The 18,404-nt window shown below is 73.4% G+C and carries 13 protein-coding genes and 1 riboswitch; of the genes, 4 read left to right on the forward strand and 9 right to left on the reverse strand.

Features of this window, described 5'->3' with window-relative positions; genetic code table 11:
• Nucleotides 1-82 precede the first annotated feature (82 nt).
• Nucleotides 83-214: riboswitch (cobalamin riboswitch) on the reverse strand.
• 240 nt (nucleotides 215-454) lie between these two features.
• From ACGF07_RS29635 to ACGF07_RS29645, 3 genes are all read left to right on the forward strand, one after another.
• Nucleotides 455-1,147 carry a transcriptional regulator gene (locus ACGF07_RS29635; RefSeq protein ID WP_392903665.1) on the forward strand — a complete coding sequence of 231 codons (693 nt, stop codon included), beginning with the start codon at nucleotides 455-457 and terminating at the stop codon, nucleotides 1,145-1,147.
• A gap of 121 nt (nucleotides 1,148-1,268) precedes the next feature.
• On the forward strand, nucleotides 1,269-2,402 hold the full coding sequence (locus tag ACGF07_RS29640) for an alpha/beta hydrolase family protein (protein WP_392903667.1): 1,134 nt from the start codon (nucleotides 1,269-1,271) through the stop codon (nucleotides 2,400-2,402).
• Nucleotides 2,403-2,993: 591 nt separating this feature from the next.
• Nucleotides 2,994-4,319: a hypothetical protein gene (locus ACGF07_RS29645; RefSeq protein ID WP_350737677.1), complete on the forward strand. Its 1,326-nt coding sequence runs from the start codon at nucleotides 2,994-2,996 to the stop codon at nucleotides 4,317-4,319.
• A 162-nt stretch (nucleotides 4,320-4,481) separates the two neighbouring features.
• Here ACGF07_RS29645 and ACGF07_RS29650 read toward each other — a convergent pair whose 3' ends face one another.
• The 9 genes from ACGF07_RS29650 to ACGF07_RS29690 all read right to left on the reverse strand — a co-directional run bounded on the left by ACGF07_RS29650 (nucleotide 4,482) and on the right by ACGF07_RS29690 (nucleotide 16,124).
• Nucleotides 4,482-5,360 carry a CDP-alcohol phosphatidyltransferase family protein gene (locus ACGF07_RS29650; protein WP_392903669.1) on the reverse strand — a complete coding sequence of 293 codons (879 nt, stop codon included), beginning with the start codon at nucleotides 5,358-5,360 and terminating at the stop codon, nucleotides 4,482-4,484.
• On the reverse strand, nucleotides 5,347-6,039 hold the full coding sequence (locus tag ACGF07_RS29655) for a phosphatidylserine decarboxylase (protein ID WP_350737680.1): 693 nt from the start codon (nucleotides 6,037-6,039) through the stop codon (nucleotides 5,347-5,349). The genes ACGF07_RS29650 and ACGF07_RS29655 overlap by 14 nt, the downstream gene beginning before the upstream one ends.
• A gap of 492 nt (nucleotides 6,040-6,531) precedes the next feature.
• Complete coding sequence (locus ACGF07_RS29660) at nucleotides 6,532-7,734, reverse strand: acyl-CoA dehydrogenase family protein (protein WP_392903671.1); 1,203 nt, start codon at nucleotides 7,732-7,734, stop codon at nucleotides 6,532-6,534.
• 173 nt (nucleotides 7,735-7,907) lie between these two features.
• On the reverse strand, nucleotides 7,908-8,411 hold the full coding sequence (locus tag ACGF07_RS29665; protein ID WP_350737686.1) for a MaoC family dehydratase: 504 nt from the start codon (nucleotides 8,409-8,411) through the stop codon (nucleotides 7,908-7,910).
• A gap of 11 nt (nucleotides 8,412-8,422) precedes the next feature.
• Nucleotides 8,423-9,385, reverse strand: a complete 963-nt coding sequence (locus ACGF07_RS29670) for a CoA ester lyase (protein ID WP_350737689.1) — start codon at nucleotides 9,383-9,385, stop codon at nucleotides 8,423-8,425.
• A gap of 43 nt (nucleotides 9,386-9,428) precedes the next feature.
• Nucleotides 9,429-11,459: a protein meaA gene (locus tag ACGF07_RS29675; RefSeq protein ID WP_350737692.1), complete on the reverse strand. Its 2,031-nt coding sequence runs from the start codon at nucleotides 11,457-11,459 to the stop codon at nucleotides 9,429-9,431.
• 10 nt (nucleotides 11,460-11,469) lie between these two features.
• The gene (gene ccrA, locus ACGF07_RS29680; RefSeq protein ID WP_392903674.1) at nucleotides 11,470-12,840 is read right to left on the reverse strand and encodes a crotonyl-CoA carboxylase/reductase; all 1,371 of its coding nucleotides are present in this window, start codon (nucleotides 12,838-12,840) and stop codon (nucleotides 11,470-11,472) included.
• Nucleotides 12,841-13,218: 378 nt separating this feature from the next.
• Nucleotides 13,219-14,154 carry a TetR family transcriptional regulator gene (locus ACGF07_RS29685; RefSeq protein ID WP_392903677.1) on the reverse strand — a complete coding sequence of 312 codons (936 nt, stop codon included), beginning with the start codon at nucleotides 14,152-14,154 and terminating at the stop codon, nucleotides 13,219-13,221.
• Nucleotides 14,155-14,348: 194 nt separating this feature from the next.
• Nucleotides 14,349-16,124 carry a 3-hydroxyacyl-CoA dehydrogenase family protein gene (locus ACGF07_RS29690; RefSeq protein ID WP_392903679.1) on the reverse strand — a complete coding sequence of 592 codons (1,776 nt, stop codon included), beginning with the start codon at nucleotides 16,122-16,124 and terminating at the stop codon, nucleotides 14,349-14,351.
• 825 nt (nucleotides 16,125-16,949) lie between these two features.
• Here ACGF07_RS29690 and ACGF07_RS29695 point away from each other — a divergent pair.
• Entirely contained in the window at nucleotides 16,950-18,401 is a 1,452-nt protein-coding gene (locus ACGF07_RS29695) for a glutamine synthetase (protein ID WP_392903681.1), read from the forward strand.
• Nucleotides 18,402-18,404: the final 3 nt, after the last annotated feature.

The following is an 18,404-nucleotide window of genomic DNA, read 5'->3' on the forward strand; positions in this document are numbered from 1 at the left end:
GGGGCCGGCGGGGCGGGGCAGCCTGCATCGCGTGGGTGTCCTCACTCAGGGTCCGCGCCCTGGATCGACGTACCGGGGGCGAGAGTCTCCTGGCTTCCGGGTCGGACGCACTCCCGGGCCTTCCAGCGGCTCCTGACGGCCCGCCGTGGCACTTTCCGAGCGTGCTCCCCGGTGACAGTGGCGGGACCGCGCCGGACTCGCACCGGCTTCCTCTCCATGCCTCCGTTTGGCCCCAGGATCCCATCACGCGGCCGTTCCACGCGTCAACCGAGGTCACGGAGGGGTTGGTCACACGGAGGCGGGGCGGTCGGCCACACGGAGGCGGGGTGGTCGGCCACACGGAGGCGGGGCGCCGTCCTGTGCGATCGACCAGCGCGGCCGAGGGCTCGTCAGTCCCGGTTCGTGCGTTCGGGGGCTGGGGGCGCGCCGAGGGGCGCCCCTACGGTTCGGTGCCATGCGCCGCAGAAAGCCCCACGCCGCCGCCCCCCTTCCGGTGCCCTTCTCCCCCGAGGCCGCCCGCATCCACCGCGTCGGCCTCGGCCTGACCCCCGAACAGGTCGCCGAGGGCATGGCCGCCCACGGCGTACGGCTCCTGGCCGGTCACGTCCTCGCCTGGGAGCGCGGGGAGCTGCGCCCGGGCGAGGCCGAGTTCATCGCCCTCGCCCGGGCCCTGTGGTGTTCCGCGGCCGATCTGATGGACGGCCGCCCGACCCGGCTGCGGGACCATCGCATCGCCCGGGAGCTCCCCCCGGAGACGGTCGCCGAGCGCGTCGGCATGCTGCTGCCCACCTACCAGCAGGCCGAGCTGACCGGCCGGTGGGAGGGGGACGCGGAGCAGACCTACGCCCTCGCCGTGGTGCTGGGCCTGCGACTGACCGAGCTGGTCGAGGCCACCGGCCGCGCCGAGGCGCTCGACCGCCTGCTGCGCCAGTGCGTCGCCGGCCGCTGGCAGCCGCACCTGCGCGCGCTCACCCGGCTCGTCCCCGTCGCCGAGCAGGAGCTCGCCGCCGTCCTGCTCGTGCTGGCCCAGGAGCACCACGTCCCCGCCCACTGGGGCATGCCCAGCGGGCCCCGCACCCCGGCGGTGCCCCTCACCCCCCGCTTCTGGGAACTCCTCGCGGCCCAGCCGACGGCCGTTCCGGTCTGATCGGACGTTGTTTTTCGGCCTTTCGTAGCCCGGACGGCCCAGTCCGGTGGCCGCGGGGTGCCGGGCCCCGGTGAACTGGTGCACGAACACCGACCGGTCCGCGAACAGAGCGGGGAACGATATGCGCTGGGGAACCGCAGCCGTGGTGGCGGCCGCCGCCGTGGGAGCCGGGGCCGCCGCCGTCCTGGTGATCGGCCGCCGGGCCTCCGAGCGGATGGTCAGTCCCGGGTCCGGGCCGGGCGCGGGGACGGCCCTGCAGGAGAGCGGCCCGATCCTGGTGCAGAGCGTCGCCGCCGGGCGGGTCACCTTCACCCGCCGCCCGGAGAGCCTGCGGCGCGGGCGCTGGGCGGTCGAGTGGGCGGACGGCGGGCACGCGGTGGTGGAGGAGATCCTCCACAGCGACCAGCGGGGCGTCACCCGGCGGCTGGTCCGGGCGGACCGGGGCACCCTGACGCCCGGCACCGAGGTCCGGTTCACCCCCCGGGTGCTGCTCGGCGACCCGGCCGAGGCGCTCGGCCTCCCGTTCACCGAGATCGGCGCCCGCGGCGAGCTGGGCACCTTCCCGGCCTGGCACCTCGAGGGCAAGCGCGGCACCTGGGTGATCCTCGTCCACGGCACGGAGGCCGACCGCCAGCAGACCCTGCCCGTGCTGCCGCTGCTCGAGCGCCTCGGCCTGCCCGTGCTGGCCGTCACCTACCGCGGGGACGCGGGCGCCCCCGCCTCCCCGGACGGCCTCAGCCACTTCGGCGCGACGGAGTGGCGCGACGTCGAGTCGGCGGTACGGCTGGCGCTCGACCGCGGGGCCGGCCGGGTGATCCTCTACGGCTGGTCGCTGGGCGCGACCATGGCGCTGCACACGGCGGCCCGTTCGGCCTGGGCCCACACGATCAGCGGGCTGATCCTGGACTCGCCCGTCCTGGACCTGCCCGCCTCGGCCCGCCGGGAGGCCGCCAGGGCCGGTTTCAGGGGCGCCGCGGCCGAACTCGGCGCGCTCGCGGCCGAGGGCCGCACCGGCGTCGACCTCGCCGACTTCTCCCGCCTCGTCGAGGGCGCGGACCTGCACGTGCCGACCCTGGTGCTGCACAGTCCGAGTGACCGGACCGCCCCCTTCGGCGCCGCCCAGCGCCTCGCCGCGGCCCGTCCGCAGCTGGTCAACCTCCAGACCTTCCCGGGCGGGGAGCACGCGGCGCTGTGGAACTCGGCCCCCGACCACTACACCGAACTGCTCCGGCGCTGGCTCACCCCGCTGCTCTGAGGCAGCCCGGGGGTCGGGGCCGGGATTCACCCAGCACCCGAGAGGCGAGCCCGCCTGGCCGGAAGCCCGTTCGATTCGGTCGGGTGCGCGGCGCCCGCTCTGCACGCCCCTTGTGCGCGCACCAGAAGTCGGCCCGGCCGACTTCCCGTGCCGGGCACCCGCCCGCCGGCACATGCCGTCTGGCCGGATTCCCGTCCCTCGCGCCGCTCCGCACCCGGCCCGTCCGACACGGACCGTGATCGGCCGGACGAGTACCGCGACGCCCCGCGCGACCCTGGCATGACCCCGCCACACGTTTCCGGCCAGGCGGTTTGCCTCTGTTGCCCGGTCTTGCGGAGGTGCCGCCACCGGTCTCCCGGTCGTACGGACAACCGGATGTGACAGAAGGCCGGTGCAAGGGGAAGACTGCTCGACGTGACGTCTCGGAACCCGCGCGACCGTGATGCCCCGCTCCCGCCGACGATCGGTACCGGTGCGACGGTGACCCGTCTCCCCGGTACGGCCCACCGGCCCTCCGGTGGCAGGCCGGGCGGGGCCGGTGTACCCCGGCGACGAGGGCCCGCCCCGGCACCCGGCCGCGGCCGGGTACCCGTGCCGGACGGCTTCCCCGCGCCGGCCGAGCTCGCGCCGCTGGCCCGTCGGATGCTGGTCGACGCCGTCCGGATCGCCCGCTGGGCCGGGGAGCTGGACGAGGTCGACAAGCGCGGCGAACTCCTCCCGGAGGACGCCCGTGCGGCCGGCCGCGCGCTGGCCATGACGGTCGGTGCCGCCGCCAAGGCCTGGGGCCAGGCGCTGCTGGTCGGCCTGGTGGAGGCCCGCGACGGCGGAGCCGGCCCCGGCTGGCGCCTGCACGCCTGGGAGCACGACGACGAGGCCGTGGTGCGCGGCTGGTCCGGGCTGTTCGACGCCTGGACGCTGCTCGCCCCGGTGCCGCCCGCCGCCCTGCGCGGGGTGTTCGCCGTCCTGGCCGGGCAGGCCGTGGACCAGGCCCCCCAACTGCTCTCCTTCCTCCACCTGGTGGACGGCCCGGTGGCCGAGAGCGAACTGCTGGAGTTGCTGCGCCGAGGCCTGGACGAGCGCCGGGTGGGCGCCGCCCTCGGCGGGCCCGGCCTGTCGCCCGTGCCGCACGCCGCCTCGGCCGTCTCCGCCGTCCGCGGCACCTGCCGCGAGCCGCAGATCGACACCCCGCCCGCGCCCTCCGACGTGGCCGCCGTCCTGGACTGGATGCTGGACGGCCTGGCGGCGGTCGGCGCCGTGCTGCGCAAGGACGACGCCGCCGAACTGTCCCCGCTGGGCCACTGGGCGGTTCGGGCGAAGCTGGAGGAGATCTGCACGGTCGCCCAGACCGCGGCCGGTCACATCGAGCAGAGCGCCTTCGAGCTGCTGAACGCCTGCGCGGACTACTCGCCGGGCCCGGCCAGGGCCGAGTTCCGCGCCTGGGTGGCGGCCCGTCCGGCGGACCGCGCGGTGGCCGAGCTGCTGGAGGCCGCCCAGGGCGACGACGCGCTGGTGCGCGGGCTCGCCTTCGAGGCGCTGCGGGTGGCCGGCGGGCCGGCCGAGCAGGCGGTCCGGGCCGCGGTGGACGAGCCGGTGCTGCGCCCGTACGCGCTGCTGTGGCTGGCGGAGCGCTCGGACGAGGGCGTCTCCCCGGCGGACGTGCTGGGCGCCGAGGACGCCGCCTGGCTGTGGGTGGACACCGCGGCCGCGGTGCTGGACCACGGCGAGACGGAGCTGCTGGTCGGCCACGTGGAGGGGGCCTCGGCCGGTGACCCGGTGCGGCTGTTCGCCCGGGCCAGGCAGTCCGGCCACCCCCGGGCGGCCTCGGTGCTGACGGCGGTCTCGAGCGTGCACCCCGACCCGGGCGTGGCCCGGGCGGCCCGCCGCTCGGCCTTCAGCGTCCACACCGGCGGGGCGTGAGCAAGCGGTACCGCCCGTACCGGCGGGGCGTGAGCCCCCGGGCCCACCCGGCCGCGCACCCGCCGGGGCGGAGCCGGGAAACGCAAAGCGGAGCCGGACAACGCAAAGGGGAAGGGCCCGGAACCTGGTGGTTCCGGGCCCTTCCCGTCGAGGCGGTGCGGCTCAGCCGAGGCGCGACTCCGCCCGCCGGGCGCGGACGTCGCCGACCTTCTGGCCGACCTTCCGTCGGATGACCAGCAGCGGCGCCATCGCCGCGAGCGTGATCTGGGCGAAGGCACCCACGTGCATCAGGGTGTCACCGCCCGGCAGGCCGGTGGCCCAGGCCGCCAGGCAGCCGATCGAGACGACGATCCAGCAGAGCGTGGCGGTGGCCAGCAGCCCCTGCGGCTTCGGGTACTCGATCCGGCTGACCATGAGGTACGCGGCGCCGAAGATGGCGAGCAGACCGGGCAGGAACGGCGGGTCGAGCAGCACGATGGCGATGACCGTCATCGCGCCCATCGGGCACGGCATGCCCTGGAACACCCCGGGCCGCATCTTGACGGCGGAGAAGCGGGCCAGCCGCAGGACCACCGCGAGCAGCACGGTCAGCGCGATCAGCGCCGAGAGCTTGGTGTTGGAGCCCTGGGAGACCATGCCCCAGACCGCGACGAAGTAGGCCGGCGCGATGCCGAAGCTGATCAGGTCGGCCAGGTTGTCCAGTTCCGCTCCGAGGGCGGAGGAGCGGAGCTTGCGCGCCACCAGCCCGTCGAAGAGGTCGCACATCGAGCCGATCAGCAGCAGCGTCACCGCGGTGGCGGCGCTGTGCCGGTCCGGAGCGGCGTCCGGGTTGGTGATGTGCGGGACGAGCACCCCGGTGGTGATCGAGTAGATCGCCAGGAAGCCGCAGACGGCGTTGCCCAGGGTGAGGAAGTCGGCGGTGGACAGGTGCTGCGGGGAGCGCGGGGCGCGCAGCTCGCGGTCGCGCGCCCACCGGCGGCGGCGCAGGGCCGTCTCCTCGTCGTCCAGGCCGACGATTGTCTCAGGATCAGTCACGGTCAAGGCGCGTCACCCCGGCTGTGGTCTTCTGGCCGACCTCGACGCCGACCTCGACGCCGGCCGGCAGGTAGGTGTCGACCCGGGACCCGAACCGGATCAGGCCGATCCGGTCGCCCTGCTCGACCTTGGTTCCGGCGGCCAGGTACGGCACGATGCGGCGGGCCACGGCCCCCGCGATCTGCACCATCTCGATGTCGCCGAGCTCGGTGTCGAAGTGCCAGACGACCCGCTCGTTCTGGTCGCTGTCCTTGTTGAACGCCGGCACGAAGCCGCCCGCGACGTGCTCCACCGAGGTCACCGTGCCCGGCAGGGGCGCGCGGTTGACGTGGACGTTGAGGGGGCTCATGAAGATCGCGACCCGGGTGCGGCCGTCCGGCCAGGCGTCGATGCTCTGCACCACGCCGTCGGCGGGCGAGATCACTCTGCCCGTGCCGATCTCACGCTCGGGGTCGCGGAAGAACCACAGCATGCCCGCGCTGAGCGCACAGGCCGGAACCGCCGCCAGGGCCCACGTGCCGCTGCGCCGGGTGAGGGCGGTGGTGACGGCTGCCGTGGCGAGGGTGGGGACGAACCAGGGGGTGGCTCCGCGCGCGATGGTCACGCGGGGTCGCCGACCGGCCGTCGGGGCGGCGAGGGCATCGCGGTCCGTGACGGAGGTGTGAGGGGACGGGCTGATGGGCATCGAAGACCTTTGTCGCGGGGGATCATGGCCGCTGGACGGGGGCCACCGCGGGATCGGCAATAGAGGGACGGCTTGCTGTCCCGGTGGATGCTATCGGGAGCACACGGTGGGTGGGCAACCCGCCTGCTCGTTCATGTGTCCGGTGGAAGCGCGTGTGCGCATCCCGTTCCTACGACCGTAGCTCGCCCCGGTCCGGTTCCCAAGGGACCGGACACGGCTGGTGACTCTTGTCTCAGCGGAGGAGCGGTCGGAACCCGGCGGGGACACGGGCCGTGGCGGCCGTCGACGGGTGCACGGAAGCGGCCGCAGGGCGCGTCGCTGCAGCTGTACGCCCTGCGGCCACTGTCCGGAGGGCCGTGCCGGACCAGGCGGACCAGGCCGGGTCCGTGACGGGGCACGGCGCTCAGCCGGGACGGGCCCGCACGCCCGTCGACCGGCGGTTCGAGAGGGGACCGTCCGTACGTGACGTCGTCAACCCGGACGGCCCCGCGATCACTCGGCGATCCGGTACTCCTCCAGCAGCCGGCGCCCGACGATCATCTTCTGGATCTCCGCAGTACCTTCACCGATCAGCAGCATCGGGGCCTCGCGGTAGAGGCGCTCGATCTCGTACTCCTTCGAGAAGCCGTAGCCGCCGTGGATCCGGAAGGCGTCCTCGACGACCTCCTTGCAGTACTCGGAGGCCAGGTACTTGGCCATGCCGGCCTCGAGGTCGTTGCGCTCGCCGCCGTCCTTCTTGCGGGCGGCCATCACCATCATCTGGTGGGCCGCCTCGACCTTGGTGGCCATCTCGGCGAGCTTGAACTGGATCGCCTGGTGTTCGGCGATCTTCTTGCCGAAGGTGGAACGCTGCTGGGCGTAGGAGATGCCCAGCTCGAAGGCGCGGCGGGCGACGCCGCAGCCGCGGGCGGCGACGTTGACCCGGCCGACCTCGACGCCGTCCATCATCTGGTAGAAGCCGCGGCCCGGGACGCCGCCGAGGATCCGGTCGGCGGGGATCCGGACGTCCTGGAGGACCAGCTCGGTGGTGTCGACGCCCTTGTAGCCCATCTTCTCGATCTTGCCGGGCACGGTCAGGCCGGGAACCCTGGGGTTCGGGCCGAAACCCGCCTCCTTCTCGATCAGGAAGGTGGCCATGTTCTTGTACGGGGTGTCGCCGCCCTCGTCGGTCTTGCACAGCACCGCGACGAGGGTGGAGGTGCCCCCGTTGGTGAGCCACATCTTCTGGCCGTTGAGGACGTAGAACTCCCCGTCCTTGACGCCCTTGGTGGAGATGGCGGAGACGTCGGAGCCGAGGCCCGGCTCGGACATCGAGAAGGCGCCGCGGATCTCGCCGGCGGCCATCCGCGGCAGGAAGTGGTCCTTCTGCTCCTGGGTGCCGTGGGCGTTGATCATGTGCGCCACGATGAAGTGGGTGTTGACGATGCCGGAGACCGACATCCAGCCGCGGGCGATCTCCTCGACCACCAGGGCGTAGGTGAGCAGCGACTCGCCGAGGCCGCCGTACTCCTCGGGGATGGTGAGGCCGAACAGCCCGAGCTGCTTCATGCCCTCGACGATGGCGGTCGGGTACTCGTCCTTGTGCTCCAGCTCGGTCGCGACCGGAATGATCTCCTTGTCGACGAAATCCCGCACGGTGGCGAGGATGTCCCGCTGGATCTCGGTGAGGCCGTCGGTCTGTGCGAGGCGTCCCATCGTGCGGCTCCGAAAGGTGTGAGGGGTGGGAAAGTCCGTGGGTCCCCGGAATGGCGGGGGGGGGGGATTATCGGGGGCCCTGCCGGCGTGGCTGCGGCAGCAGGGCCCCCTTCCGGGTGGGGGTCGGCCGATGACGGCGGCCTCCCCGTCCGGGGTCCATCACATGGAGGGGATCAGGCGAGGGGCTCGGGACGGCCGGGCTGCTCGCCGCCGCGCTCCTTGGTGTAGGTCGCGGTCGGCACCATCACCTTGCGGCGGAAGACGCAGACGACCGTGCCGTCCTGCTTGTAGCCCTTGGTCTCGACGTGGACGATGCCCCGGTCGTCCTTGGACTTGGAGGGCCACTTGTCGAGCACGGTGGTCTCGCCGTAGATGGTGTCGCCGTGGAAGGTCGGCGCGATGTGGCGCAGCGACTCGATCTCCAGGTTGGCGATCGCCTTGCCGGAGACGTCCGGGACGGACATGCCGAGCAGCAGCGAGTAGACGTAGTTGCCCACCACGACGTTCCGGCCGAAGTCCGTCGTCTTCTCGGCGTAGTTGGTGTCCATGTGGAGCGGGTGGTGGTTCATGGTGAGCAGACAGAACAGGTGGTCGTCGTACTCGGTGACGGTCTTCCCGGGCCAGTGCTTGTAGACCGCGCCGACCTCGAACTCCTCGTAGGTGCGTCCGAACTGCATGGCTCAGGCCCTCAGCTTTCCGGGATCTCGAACTTGGTGGTGCGCTCCATGCCGGCGGCCCGGCCCTTGCCGGCGATGACCAGCGCCATCTTGCGGCTGGCCTCGTCGATCATCTCGTCGCCGAGCATCGCGGAGCCCTTGGCGCCGCCGGCCTCCGAGGTGCAGTAGTCGTAGGCGTCGAGGATCAGCTCGGCGTGGTCGTAGTCCTCCTGCGAGGGCGAGAAGATCTCGTTCGCGGCGGCGACCTGGTCCGGGTGCAGCACCCACTTGCCGTCGAAGCCGAGGGCGGCGGAGCGGCCGGCCACCTCGCGGTAGCCCTCCTGGTTGCGGATCTGCAGGTAGGGGCCGTCGATCGCCTGGAGGTCGTTGGCGCGGGCGGCCATCAGGATGCGCATCAGGATGTAGTGGTAGGCGTCGGCCGGGTAGCCGGGGGGCTGCTCGCCGACCACCAGGGACTTCATGTTGATCGAGGCCATGAAGTCGGCGGGGCCGAAGATGATGGTCTCCAGCCGGGGCGAGGCCTCGGCGATGGCGTCGACGTTGATCAGGCCCCTGGCGTTCTCGATCTGCGCCTCGATGCCGATCCGGCCGACCTCGAAGCCCATGGTCTTCTCGATCTGGGTGAGCAGCAGGTCGAGCGCCTTGACCTGCTCGGCGTCCTGGACCTTGGGCAGCATGATGCAGTCCAGGTTCGGGCCGGCGCCCTCGACGACGGTGATCACGTCGCGGTAGGTCCAGTGGGTGGTCCAGTCGTTGACCCGGACCACGCGGGTCTTGCCGCCCCAGTCGCCGTTGTTCAACGCGTCGACGATGGTGTGGCGGGCGCTCTCTTTGACCAGCGGGGCGCAGGCGTCCTCCAGGTCGAGGAAGACCTGGTCGGCCGGCAGGCCCTGGGCCTTCTCGAGGAAGCGCGGGTTGCTGCCCGGCACGGCGAGGCAGGAGCGGCGCGGGCGCAGGCGGTTGACGGTAGTCATGGGGGTGGTTCGGTTCCTTCCCAGTGGTCAGCTGGTCAGCTGGTCAGTTCGTGGCCGGGGACGGTGCGGGCGTCCACGGCTGGAGCTTGTTGGCGAGCCGGATCTCGTCCACGATCCGGCCGATGATGGTCGTGATGCCGAAGTCCTTCGGGGTGAACACGGCGGCGACGCCGGCGGCCTTGAGGGCCTCGCCGTCCGCTGCCGGGATGATGCCACCCACGATCACCGGGACATCCTCCACCCCGGCACGGCGCAGCCGCTTCAGGACGTCGGGCACCAGCTCGGTGTGCGCACCGGAGAGGATCGACAGGCCCACGCAGTGCACGTCCTCCGCGACGGCGGCGGACACGATCTGCTCCGGGGTCAGCCGGATGCCCTGGTAGACCACCTCGAAGCCGGCGTCGCGGGCCCGTACGGCGATCTGCTCGGCGCCGTTGGAGTGCCCGTCCAGGCCGGGCTTGCCGACCAGCAGCCGCAGCTTGCCGGTGCCGAGCTCCTCGGCGGTGGCGGCGACCGCGGCGCGGACCTGCTCCAGTTCCCCGCCGGGCTCGGCGGCCACCGCGACGGGCGCGCCGCCGACCCCGGTGGGGGCGCGGTACTCGCCGAACACCTCGCGCAGGGCGAAGGACCACTCGCCGGTGGTGACACCGGCCCGGGCGCAGGCCAGCGTGGCCGGCATCAGGTTGGCGTCGGTGGCGGCGACGGCCTTGAGCTCGGCCAGCGCCCGCTGGACGGCGGCCTCGTCGCGCCGGCCCCGCCAGTCCTCCAGCGCGGCCAGCACGGACTGCTCGGAGGCCGGGTCGACGACCATGATCGCGGTGTCGAGGTCGGCGGTGAGCGGGCTGGGCTCGGTGGTGTCGAAGCAGTTGACGCCGACGATCTTGTCCTCGCCGGACTCGATCCGGGCCCGGCGGGCGGCGTGCGAGGCGACCAGGTTGGACTTGAGGTAGCCGGACTCGACGGCCGGGATCACCCCGCCCATCTCCAGCACCTTGGCGATCTCCGCCTCGGCACCGGCCAGCAGCTCCGCCGTCTTGGCCTCGATCACCTCGGAGCCGTTGAAGATGTCGCCGTACTCCAGCAGGTCGGACTCGTAGGCCAGCACCTGCTGGATCCGCAGCGACCACTGCTGGTCCCACGGGCGGGGCAGGCCGAGCGCCTCGTTCCAGGCGGGCAGCTGGACGGCCCGGGCGCGGGCGTCCTTGGAGAGGGTGACGGCCAGCATCTCCAGGACGATCCGCTGGACGTTGTTCTCCGGCTGGGCCTCGGTCAGGCCGAGCGAGTTGACCTGGACGCCGTAGCGGAACCGGCGCTGCTTCGGGTCGGCGACGCCGTAGCGCTCCAGCGTGACCTTCTCCCAGAGCCGGGCGAAGGCGCGCATCTTGCACATCTCCTCGACGAAGCGCACGCCGGCGTTCACGAAGAAGGAGATCCGGGCGACCACGTCGCCCATCCGCTCGGCCGGCACCTGGCCGGAGTCGCGGACGGCGTCGAGCACCGAGATGGCGGTGCACATCGCGTACGCGATCTCCTGGACGGGCGTGGCGCCGGCCTCCTGGAGGTGGTAGCTGCAGATGTTGATCGGGTTCCACTTGGGGATGTTGCCGACCGTGTAGGCGATCATGTCGGTGATCAGCCGCACCGACGGGCCCGGCGGGAAGACGTGCGTCCCGCGCGACAGGTACTCCTTGACGATGTCGTTCTGGGTGGTGCCGGTGAGCTTGGCGATGTCGGCGCCCTGCTCCTCGGCGACCACCTGGTAGAGCGCCAGCAGCCACATCGCGGTGGCGTTGATCGTCATGGAGGTGTTGGTCTGCTCGAGCGGGATGCCGTCGAACAGCGTGCGCATGTCGCCGACGTGGCCCACCGGCACGCCCACCCGGCCCACCTCGCCGCGGGCGAGGATGTGGTCGGAGTCGTAGCCGGTCTGGGTCGGCAGGTCGAAGGCGACGGACAGGCCGGTCTGGCCCTTCGCCAGGTTCCGCCGGTAGAGCGCGTTGGAGTCGCTCGCGGTGGAGTGGCCGGCGTAGGTGCGCATCAGCCAGGGCCGGTCGCGCTTCTGGGGGTCGGTCATCGGGGGTCCCTCAGACGTTCCGGCTGTGCTTGACGTCCCGCTCGTCAAGCTCGCGGAAGAGGTTGATCGCGGGCAGGTGCTTCTCGCGCAGCTCCTGGTCGCGCACGCCCAGGCCCTCCTCGGGGGCCAGGCAGAGCACGCCGACCTTGCCCTGGTGCTTGTTGTGGTGCACGTCCAGGGCGGCCTGGCCGGTCTCCTCCAGGGAGTAGACCTTGGACAGGGTCGGGTGGATCTTGCCCTTGGCGACCAGGCGGTTGGCCTCGAAGGCCTCGCGGTAGTTGGCGAAGTGCGAGCCGACGATGCGCTTGAGCGACATCCACAGGTAGCGGTTGTCGTACTGGTGCATGTAGCCGGAGGTGGAGGCGCAGGTGACGATGGTGCCGCCCTTGCGGGTGACGTACACCGAGGCGCCGAAGGTCTCCCGGCCCGGGTGCTCGAAGACGATGTCGACGTCCTCGCCGCCGGTGAACTCGCGGATCTTGGCGCCCAGGCGCTTCCACTCGCGCGGGTCCTGGTTGTGCTCGTCCTTCCAGAACCGGTAGCCCTCGGCGGAGCGGTCGATGATCGCCTCGGCGCCCATGGACCGGCAGATGTCCGCCTTGGCCTCGCTGGAGACCACGCAGATCGGGGTGGCGCCGCCGGCCAGCGCGTACTGGGTGGCGTACGAGCCGAGGCCGCCGCTGGCGCCCCAGATCAGCACGTTGTCGCCCTGCTTCATCCCGGCGCCGTTCTGCGACACCAGCTGGCGGTAGGCGGTGGAGTTGACCAGGCCGGGGGAGGCGGCCTCCTCCCAGGTGAGGTGCTTGGGCTTGGGCAGCAGCTGGTTGGTCTTCACCAGGGCGATCTGGGCCAGGCCGCCGAAGTTGGTCTCGAAGCCCCAGATGCGCTGCTCCGGGTCCATCATCGTGTCGTTGTGGCCGTCCGGGGACTCCAGTTCGACGGACAGGCAGTGGGCGACGACCTCGTCGCCGGGCTTCCAGGCGTTGACCCCGGCACCGGTGCGCAGCACCACGCCGGCGAGGTCGGAACCGAGGACGTGGTAGGGCAGGTCGTGGCGCTTGGTGAGCGGCGACAGCCGGCCGTAGCGCTCCAGGAACCCGAAGGTGGAGACCGGCTCGAAGATCGAGCTCCACACGGTGTTGTAGTTCACCGAGCTGGCCATGACGGCGACCAGGGCCTCGCCGGGGCCCAGCTCGGGCAGGGCCACCTCGTCGAGGTGGAGGGACTTCCGGGGGTCCTTGTCGCGGCTGTCGAGACCCGCGAACATCTGCTCCTCGTCCTTGTGGAGCGTCACGGCCCGGTAGGACTCGGGGAGCTTGACGGCGGCGAAGTCCTCCGACGTGGCGTCGTTGCTGAGGATCGCGTCGAGGATTTCCTGCATGGCTGCCTCCGAAGGCGTACCTGTGTGAGGGTCACAGGGCGTCTGGGGGAGCCGGGAGCGGACACCGGCTTCGCTGAGGTGGGTGGTTGGCGGTCAGGCTGCCGCCCGGTGGTGGTCCGGGCGGGACTGGCACTGCTCCCGGGGTGTGGGAACGCCTGCCGACGGCGCGCCGAGGTGGGGAGCCGCGGCGCCGCGACTGGTGGGTAACAAGGTAGTGGCACCCTGTGCCACTCGTAAAGACACCGGGTGTCATGAATTCCGGCGCTCGGAGGAGGGGTGGAACGCGCGTAGCGGCGCGGGGCGGCGGCATGCGAAGGGCCCGCGCCGATCCCTCGGCGCGGGCCCTCGAAATATCTCTGACCTGCTAAAACTCCGACCTCAGTGGTCCTGGGCGGCACTCAGGGCGGCGCGGATGCTGTCCACCACCACCTCCAGCGGAGCGTCCGTCCGGGCGACTGTGATGAGTACCTCACCTCCGGGGCTGGCACTCAGTGCGCTCTCCGCCCCCAGGTCACCGGGGGCACCACTGGCACCGGGTGCCACCAGTGACCCGCGACGTCTGGCCCCCGGCGCGCTGGCGGCCCAGAAGGTCCGCCGGATCACCTCGAAGGAGTGGTCCAGCTGCGCCTCGACGTCACCCCGGCCGCCGGCCCGCAGCCAGCGCCGCAGCACGTGGTTGTGCGCCGCGACGACGGCCGCCGCCGACACCTCGGCCAGCATCGAGTCGTCCTCGCCGCCGCGCTGCCAGCCCGACGGGATCGGCTCGCCGGTGTCGAAGCGGCCCAGCAGGTAGCGCGTGAACAGCCGCTCGTACCTGGCCACCACGGCGATCTCCCGCTCGCGCAGCGCCGGGACCTGACGGATCAGCTGGTACCGCGCGACGGACACCCCCGGGGTGGAGGCGTACATCCGCAGCACCTCCTTGATGCCCCGGCAGACCACGTCCAGCGGGTGCTCCTCGGGCTCGGCACTGGCCAGCAGGTCGGCCACCCGGACGAGGGTGTCGTCGTGGTCCGGGAAGATCGCCTCCTCCTTGGACCGGAAGTACCGGAAGAAGGTGCGCCGGGCCACCCCGGCGGCCGCCGCGATCTGGTCGACCGTGGTCTCCTCGTAGCCCTGCGAGGCGAACAGCTCCATCGCGGCCGCGGCCAGGTCCTGGCGCATCTGCTGGCGCTGCGCCGCCGCCCGGCGGCTACCCGGCCCGCCGTCCCCGGCCGAGGGGGCCGTCCGGTCGCCGCCGCGCGGCGCGGCGGCCTGCGGGGCGGACCGCGGCGCGGCGGACTGCTGCGGGGTGGCTGACTGAACCCGATCCATGTCCGGAACGCTACACGGCCCCGGCGGCGGCGCCGCGGCCCTTCCCCGGCGCACCGGCGCCACCGGGCCGGTCACGGCCGGCCTCGGCCAGCGCGCCGACACCGCCCCCGGGCCCCAGCCCGGACGCGCGGCCGGGGCGGACCCGTACGGCGCGGACCCGTACGGCGCGGGGTCGCCCCCGGCCTGTGCGGTGGTCACCGGCGGGCGTGGTCGCGGAAGCCGCGGCCGGTCTTGCGGCCCAGGCAGCCGGCCGCGACCAGGTGCTCCAGCAGCGGTGCCGCGGCCAGGCCCGGCTCGCGGAACTCCTGGTGCAGCACCTGCTCGATGGCCAGCGACACGTCCAGGCCGACCACGTCCAGCAGCTCGAACGGGCCCATCGGGTAGCCGCAGCCCAGCTTCATCGCGGTGTCGATGTCGTCCACCGTCGCGTAGTGCTCCTGGAGCATCCGCACCGCGTCGTTCAGGTAGGGGAACAGCAGCGCGTTGACGATGAACCCGGCCCGGTCGCCGCACTCCACCGGGTGCTTGCGGACCTTCGCGGTCAGCTCCAGCACGGTCGCGGTGACGTCCGGGGCGGTCAGCACGGTGGAGACCACCTCGACCAGCTTCATCGCCGGCGCCGGGTTGAAGAAGTGCATGCCGATCACGTCCTGCGGCCGCGAGGTGGCGGTCGCGCAGCTGATCACCGGCAGCGAGGAGGTCGTGGTGGCGAGCACCGCGCCCGGGCGGACGATCTTGTCCAGGGTGGCGAACAGCTCCCGCTTGACTCCCAGGTCCTCCGCGACCGCCTCGACCACCAGGTCCACGTCCGCCAGCTCGGTGTACTGGCCGACCGGGGTGACCAGCTCCAGCGCGGCGTCCCGCTGCTCGGCGGAGAGCCGGCCCTTGGCCACCGACCGCTCCAGCGACCGGGCCAGCTGGGCCTTCGCCCGGTCCGCCTTCTCCTGGCTGCGGGCGGCCAGCAGCACCGGGTGCCCGGCCTTGGCGAAGACCTCGACGATGCCGGTGGCCATCGTCCCCGAGCCGCAGACGCCGACGGTGCGGACGGCGCGGCCGGGCACCTTGGGCAGCGCCGGCCCGGTCGCCGCGTCCACCGGCCGGGACGAGCCCGGCGCCTCGTAGGTGTAGAACCCGCGCCCGGACTTGCGGCCCAGCAGCCCGGCCGAGACCAGCTGGCCGAGGATCGGAGCGGGGGCGTGCAGCCGGTCGCGGGACTGCTCGTACATCGCCTCCAGCACGGTGCGCGCGGTGTCGATGCCGATCAGGTCCAGCAGCGCCAGCGGGCCCATCGGCAGGCCGCAGCCGAGCCGCATCGCGGCGTCGATGTCCTCGCGGGACGCGTACTTGGACTCGTACATCGCCGCGGCCTGGTTCAGGTAGGCGAACAGCAGGCCGTTCACCACGAACCCGGCCCGGTCGCCGGCCGCCACCGGCTCCTTGCCCAGGTCGCGCGCGAACGCGGCGGCGTCCTCGGCGGTCTGCGGGGAGGTCAGCACGGTGCGCACCACCTCGACCAGCTTCATGGAGTGCACCGGGTTGAAGAAGTGCAGGCCCAGCACCCGCTCCGGACGGGCGGTCGCGGCAGCGATCCGGGTCACCGACAGCGCGGTGGTGCCGGTGGCCAGCACGGTGCTCTCGGGGCAGATCCGGTCCAGCTCGGCGAAGACCTCCCGCTTCAGCTCCAGCTGCTCGGGCACCTCCTCGATCACCAGGTCCGCCTCGGCGGCCGCCGCCAGGCCGTGCCCGATCGAGATCCGGGCGAGCAGCGCGGTGCGCTCCTCCGCGGTGATCCGCTCCCGGTCGACCGCGTGCGCGGTCGCCGCCTCGATCCGGGCCAGCGCCCGGGCGGCCGAGTCCTCGCTCGCCTCGATGCCGATCACCCGGCGGCCGCTCCTGGCGACGGCCACGGCGACGCCGGCACCCATCGTGCCGAGGCCGACGACGGCCACGGTGGGAAAGGGACGCTCCATGTCCTGACTCCTAGTCATGAAGGGCCCGAGCGTGCTCCGGCGGGCACGCCGCCGCGCCCGTCGACGGTGACGGGGGGCGGGGGCGGCCGCCGCCGGAGGAGGGTCCACGCGCGGGGGCTGGGGAGATGACGGGTTCCGGCGCACCCGGGCAGCGGCCGGTCCGCTCCGGCCGAACTGCGGGGTGCGCCGTGGTGCTCAGGCGCTCGAAGGTGAAGGAAGCGACCCTGATCCGCGGGGAGGAACCCGGCCCGCCGCCGTTCGGCGGCACCGGCCGGTGAAGACGCACCGCGCCCGCCGCGGACGCGGCGGTGCGACCTCCCGCCGGTGCGGCTCCCGAAGCCCGGCGGTGGTGCGTGTCCGGCCACTGTAGCGAAGCTACTGGTCGGTAGGAAGGGGTGCGGGCGGGAAATCCGTCCGGTCCGGGGCGGGCCCTTCACCGCGTTCGCCGACCCCGGGGTGGCGCCGGGCGTGCTACGGGCCGGGGCTCAGATCGGGCTCCGCGTCGGGGCGCGGGTCGGGCTCCGCGTCGGGGCTCCGGTCGGGCTCCGGGGCGACGCCGCCGAGTGGCGGGGCGGCCGCACCGGAGTGGCCACCGCGCCGACGGCCGGCCCGCGGCCGCACCCGCCCGATCACCCAACGCCTGGGTGGCGCAGGGGTGTTCGCGGCTCCGGGCGCACGGAGCCCCCGACCCCGGCGCGCCGGGTTCCACGCTCCCGGTGCGCCCCGAGGTGCCCGCCCCGAACGGGTGAACGGGAGGACGGTCCTCCGTTTGGACCACTCGATAGGGGAGTTACAAGCCCCCAAGGGGAGGGGCAGCATGGTGACATGAGCCTCGGAACCGCCGGCGCCCGCGCCGCCCGTACCGCCGACCCCGCCGAGCCGGGCGGTGACGCCGCCCTCGCGGCCGCCGTCGCGCTGCCCCCGCGGGCCGAGCGCGCCGAGCGGGCCGAGGCGGCGGCCGACCGGCTGCGCACCGCCGCCGTCGATGCCGTGGCCGTCACCTGGGTGGACAACGCGGGCATCACCCGGGTCAAGGCGGTGCCGGTGGGCGGTCTGGTGCACGCGGCCGAGTGGGGCATCGGCACGGCGCCCTGCTTCGACGTCTTCCTCGCCGACGACGCCAGCACCACCAGCCCGATCATCGGCGGCCCCACCGGCGACCTGAGGCTCTACCCGGACCTCGACCGGCTCGTCCCGCTGGCCGCCCAGCCCGGCTGGGCCTGGGCCCCGGGGGACCGCCACACCCAGGCCGGCGGCCCGCACCCGGGCTGCCAGCGGCTGTTCGCCCGGCGGACGGAGGCCGCCGCGGCCGCCCGCGGGCTGAGCCTCAAGGCGGGCATCGAGGTCGAGTGGGTGGTCGCCCTGGACGGCCCCCTGCAGGAGGCGCCCCGGTACCCGACGCACGGCCCGGCCTACGGGATGCACCGGCTCACCGACCTCTCCGACTACCTGCGCGACGTCCTGCGCGCCCTCGACCACCAGGGGCTGGACGTGCTGCAGATCCACCCCGAGTACTCCCCGGGGCAGTTCGAGGTCTCGGTCGCCCCCGAGGGCCCGGTCGGCGCCGCCGACACGTCGGTGCTGGTCCGGCACACCATCCGCGCCGTCTCCGCCCGGCACGGCCTGCGGGTCTCCTTCGCCCCCGTGGTCGAGCCCGGCGCGGTCGGCAACGGCGGGCACCTGCACCTCAGCCTGTGGCGGGACGGCCGCAACCTCGGCCACGGCGGCCCCGGGCCGCACGGCCTGACCGCGGAGGCCGAGGGCTTCCTCGCCGGGGTGCTCGACGCGCTGCCCGCACTGCTGGTGCTGGGCTGCTCCAGCCCGGCCGGGTACCTGCGCCTGGTGCCCCAGCACTGGGCCGGTGCCTACCAGTGCTGGGGCCTGGAGAACCGGGAGGCCGCGCTGCGGCTGGTCACGGGCTCCACCGGGGAGCGGGCCGCCGCGGCGAACGCCGAGGTCAAGTGCTTCGACGCGAGCGCCAACCCGTACCTGGCGGTCGGCGGGGTGATCGCCGCCGGTCTCGCCGGGTTGGAGCGGCGCGGCACGCTGCCACCCGAGTTCACCGGGGACCCGGCCGCGGCCGAACCCGGCACGGTGCCCCGGCTGCCGCAGGGGCCGGCCGAGGCGATCGCCGCCTACGAGCGCTCGGCGGTGCTGCGCGAGGCGCTCGGCGAGCCGCTGTACCAGGCGGTGCTGGCGGTGCGGCGGGCCGAGGCCGAGCAGTACGCCTCCGCCGGGCCCGAGCAACTGGTCGCGGCCACCCGCTGGCGGTACTGACCG

Origin of the sequence: Kitasatospora sp. NPDC048194 (assembly GCF_043202455.1) — a bacterium.
In the GTDB taxonomy this organism is placed as follows: Bacteria; Actinomycetota; Actinomycetes; order Streptomycetales; family Streptomycetaceae; genus Kitasatospora.

Bases quoted from the DNA above. Each gene is read 5' to 3' on its own strand.
- ACGF07_RS29635 (WP_392903665.1), top strand. From the start codon at position 455: ATGCGCCGCAGAAAGCCCCACGCCGCCGCCCCCCTTCCGGTGCCCTTC.
- ACGF07_RS29640 (WP_392903667.1), top strand. From the start codon at position 1,269: ATGCGCTGGGGAACCGCAGCCGTGGTGGCGGCCGCCGCCGTGGGAGCC.
- ACGF07_RS29655 (WP_350737680.1), bottom strand. From the start codon at position 6,039: ATGCCCATCAGCCCGTCCCCTCACACCTCCGTCACGGACCGCGATGCC.
- ACGF07_RS29660 (WP_392903671.1), bottom strand. From the start codon at position 7,734: ATGGGACGCCTCGCACAGACCGACGGCCTCACCGAGATCCAGCGGGAC.
- ACGF07_RS29665 (WP_350737686.1), bottom strand. From the start codon at position 8,411: ATGCAGTTCGGACGCACCTACGAGGAGTTCGAGGTCGGCGCGGTCTAC.
- ACGF07_RS29670 (WP_350737689.1), bottom strand. From the start codon at position 9,385: ATGACTACCGTCAACCGCCTGCGCCCGCGCCGCTCCTGCCTCGCCGTG.
- ACGF07_RS29675 (WP_350737692.1), bottom strand. From the start codon at position 11,459: ATGACCGACCCCCAGAAGCGCGACCGGCCCTGGCTGATGCGCACCTAC.
- ccrA (WP_392903674.1), bottom strand. From the start codon at position 12,840: ATGCAGGAAATCCTCGACGCGATCCTCAGCAACGACGCCACGTCGGAG.
- ACGF07_RS29685 (WP_392903677.1), bottom strand. From the start codon at position 14,154: ATGGATCGGGTTCAGTCAGCCACCCCGCAGCAGTCCGCCGCGCCGCGG.
- ACGF07_RS29690 (WP_392903679.1), bottom strand. From the start codon at position 16,124: ATGGAGCGTCCCTTTCCCACCGTGGCCGTCGTCGGCCTCGGCACGATG.
- ACGF07_RS29695 (WP_392903681.1), top strand. From the start codon at position 16,950: ATGAGCCTCGGAACCGCCGGCGCCCGCGCCGCCCGTACCGCCGACCCC.